Origin of the sequence: Roseobacter sp. (assembly GCF_024639605.1) — a bacterium.
Taxonomy (GTDB): Bacteria; Pseudomonadota; Alphaproteobacteria; order Rhodobacterales; family Rhodobacteraceae; genus Roseobacter.
On sequence record NZ_JAHEHZ010000235.1, the window covers coordinates 1 to 3,633 of the forward strand.

General features: G+C 62.2%; 3 protein-coding genes and 2 pseudogenes. All 5 read right to left on the reverse strand.

What is annotated here, in order from left to right:
• Positions 1-138 (reverse strand): annotated as a pseudogene (locus Q0M35_RS18065) (PIN domain-containing protein); the annotation flags it as partial.
• A gap of 3 nt (positions 139-141) precedes the next feature.
• Positions 142-1,365: an RSP_2647 family RNA methyltransferase gene (locus Q0M35_RS18070; protein WP_295317641.1), complete on the reverse strand. Its 1,224-nt coding sequence runs from the start codon at positions 1,363-1,365 to the stop codon at positions 142-144.
• 37 nt (positions 1,366-1,402) lie between these two features.
• On the reverse strand, positions 1,403-2,080 hold the full coding sequence (locus tag Q0M35_RS18075) for a DUF6778 family protein (RefSeq protein ID WP_295317642.1): 678 nt from the start codon (positions 2,078-2,080) through the stop codon (positions 1,403-1,405).
• Positions 2,081-2,202: 122 nt separating this feature from the next.
• Positions 2,203-2,475, reverse strand: a complete 273-nt coding sequence (locus tag Q0M35_RS18080; protein WP_295317643.1) for a hypothetical protein — start codon at positions 2,473-2,475, stop codon at positions 2,203-2,205.
• A pseudogene (locus tag Q0M35_RS18085) lies at positions 2,462-3,633 on the reverse strand (glutamine-synthetase adenylyltransferase); the annotation flags it as partial. The pseudogene Q0M35_RS18085 and the gene Q0M35_RS18080, both read right to left, overlap by 14 nt.

Consider the following 3,633-nt stretch of genomic DNA (forward strand, 5'->3'; position numbering starts at 1 on the left):
TTTCCGGGCCGCACGGGCCCATTCCTCGAGGATCCGCTCAGACCAGCATGGCTCGAAAAGACCCTTGCGGGCTGCCCCCATCACCATTTCGCGCATTACTGTGGGATAGAGCACACAGGCGTCGATCAGAATTTTCATGTCTCAGAGCGCAAAGAAGACAGACTTCAGATACCCGCTCTCTGCCAGCTGTGGCAGCTGCGGATGGTCCGGCCCGGCAAAGCCCGTATAGATCAGCGACCCGCGCCGCCCTGCCCGGCCGATGCCGCGCGCTGATGCGGCCCGGAACGCCTGCAGATCGGCAGCGTGCGAGCACGAACAAAGCCCCAGAATGCCGTTCTCCGCAACCAGCGGTGCCGCCAGACGCGCGATGCGTTCATAGGCGCGCAATCCGGCATCAAGCGCCGGTCTGGCCGGGGCAAAGGCGGGCGGGTCGCAGATCACCAGATCAAACTGCGCACCTTCCTCGCCAAGAGCCGTGAGCACGTCAAACGCGTCTCCCTGCCTTGTCGCGAACCGGTCGGCAACGCCGGTAGCCTCTGCACCCGCCTGTGCCAGATCAAGGGCCGGTGCCGCACCATCTGTCGCCAGCGCGGAGACAGCGCCCGCCGCCAGTGCGGACAGGGAAAACCCGCCGACATGGCTGAATACATCCAGAACGCGCGCGCCTTTTGCGAGCCCGGCGGCAAAGGCGTGATTGGGCCGCTGATCGTAATAAAGGCCGGTTTTCTGGCCACCGGTCAGATCAGCCATATAGGTGGCACCGTTCATCGGCACGGGCACCGGGCCGTCGGGTGCTGCACCGCGCAGCACAACCGTGATATCATCAAGACCTTCCAGCGATCTGGTGCGTCCGGAGGCGTTTTTAATCACGCAGGTGCATCCGGTGACCCCTGTCAGGGCATCGACCAGCGCATCAATATGCGCTTCGGCCCAGGCGGCGTTGGGCTGCACGACACAGGTATCCCCGAACCGGTCGATCACGATGCCCGGCAAGCCGTCTGCCTCGGCATGCACAAGCCGGTAGAACGGATCGGAATAAAGCCGCGTGCGCAACGCCAGTGCCTTGCGCAATCGCACGGTGAACCAGGCGGCGTCAATGACCGCGCCGGGGTCAGCGTCCAGCATCCGGCAGATAATTTTTGAGCCGTTATTGACCGCGACGAGCCCCATGGTCCGGCGCGCGTCGTCCTCCAGAACTGCTACGGCACCGGGGGCGATGGCTTTGGTACGACGATCCGTGACCAGCTCATTGGCATAGACCCAGGGAAACCCGTGGCGCACGGCGCGCGCATTGGCTTTGGGACGCAGGCGGACGACCGGATAACCGGCGGGATCGGAGCGGGTATGAGAAAGGGGCGCTGTCATAGCGCCCCTCTATCCTGACACGTCCGGTGATGAAAGGTCAGATACGGTTATTGAGGGTCTGAATGAGGCCGAGTTTCGGGTTTTCGTATCCCTCAGGCTCTGTCAGTTCTTTGCGGATCACATTCGCCAGGTGATCAGTGATGCGCACTTTCTGGGTCTGGCCCTGCGCCATGGCATTGATCGCTTTCTGCCCGCCAAAACCTACAAGGTCCGCCTGAACAACGCGCGGTTTTTCCAGCAACAGCCCGGTTTCGGCGCTGCGGATCGACAGGCCGAATTTGATCGAGTGGATGCCGCCGACAGTATAGCGGGTTTTTTCCGTCAGCGCGTGAAAGCGCAGGACCTGCACATCGACCACGACGGGTACGGCACCCTTAACGTCTGATGTGCCGCGCGCCATGGCGTCTTCAAAGATGGCAGCAACCTGGGCATGACGGTCGCCCACCGGGTCTTCACGCCAGACAATATCGCCCTTGGGGTAATACCGGTTGGCTTCAGAGACGATCAGGCTGCGGGGCACGGTCACGTTCACTCTGGTGACGTTGTAGCTCGAAACGGCCTCTTCAAAGTCAAAACCTGAAGGTCCGGTTGCCGCAAATTCGAGTACCGGTTCTGTGGTCTCGAAAGGTGCATTACGGCTGGTGTAATCAGCGGCGCCACAGGCCGACAACAGTGCGGCGATACCAATGGCGAGGATCAGTCTGACGGGTTTCATATCTGCTCTCCTGTTGGGGTTACGCGCACGCACCCCGGTTTTTCACCCTTCCGGATAGGGGTGGAAACAGGCCTAATTATGACAAATTTTAGGTATTTCGCGTGGAGCCGCGGGGATATGGCTCAGTTGCGGGGGCGCGAGCGCCACCCGCCCCGCCGGCGCGGCGCGGCCATGCCGTTCAGCCCTTCAGACATCACAGAGGTCATCGGATGGTCGGGAAATCCCGGCTGATACCGGGCGATCAGCGCACGTAAAACGACACCTGTATCCTGTTCAACCGGCAGGCTGAGCGCCCAGTCGAGAAAGATTGACCGGCATTCGGCCAGGGTGATGCCCTCAATCCGGTAGGCCTCGAAAATCAGGCCCTTGGGGTCGTTGTCATCACTCTTTTTCACGCGTTCCCTCTCCGGCATAATCTGCAAGCGCCTGGTCGATAACGCCGGCACTGGCGTCATAGCTTTGCTCAAGGGCGTCCTGCAACGCCTCCAGCGACGTCTGACCTGTCGCGCGCAGCACAAAGCGGTGCGCAGGCATACCCAGCGAGGCAGGATCCGGTACCGTTTCCGACAAAAGCCTTGTCGCGATGTTCATGTTTGAAAAAAGCGCTGCCGCACTGCGCAGAATTTCCCGGCCTTTGTGGTCGATCAGGCCGCAGGTTACCGCGTCCTGCAGACCGTTGCCGCTGTCGGCGTGCCCGGCGATCAGGGCACCGGACTGTGCGATGAGTTCAATTTCCTGGAGCCGTCCGGGCCCTGTCTTGGTATCCCACAGGCTGGTCGCGGCTTTGGATGCGCGGATCCGGTCACGCATCTGCGCGACCTCGCGCGCGACTTCAGCGATCGGTCGCGGGCGGCCAAGAAGATCCTCGCGGAAGGCTTCGACATCACGCGTCAGGTCGTCAGGGCCCGCCACCACGCCTGCCCGGGTCAGCGCCAGATGTTCCCAGATCCAGGCCTGCTCGCGCTGATAGCTCTGAAAGGCGGGCCAGCTTGTCGCAACAGGCCCCTGATTGCCCGACGGTCGCAGACGCATATCGACCTCATAGAGCCGTCCCTGAGACATAGGTGCGGTCAGCGCGGTGATCAGCGCCTGGGTCAGCCGCGCATAATAGGGCCGTGTGGCGAGTGGTTTTTCACCGTCGGAGCTTTCGACATTCTGCGGGTCGTAAATTACGATCAGATCGAGATCCGAGCCCGGGGTCAGACGCCCTGCCCCCAGCGACCCCATGCCCAGCACCACCGCCCCGCGTCCTGGTGCAACCCCGTGCCGTTGCGCAAACTGATCGCAGACCAGTGGCCAGAGCACGTAAAGCACTGAACGGGCGATATCGGCATACTGCCGCCCGGCCTCATCCGGTGAGATCAGCCCCCGCAGCAGATGCACACCGACACGGAAATGCCATTCGTTGGTCCACCGCCGCATGGCGTCCAGGCGGGCTTCGTAGTCGGTTTCAGTATCGAGGCTCCCGCTCAGACTGCCTGCGAGCGCCTCAGCACCCGGCCAGTCGGTGAAAAAATCCCCGCCGATCACCGCGTCAAATACGGCCGCGTTGC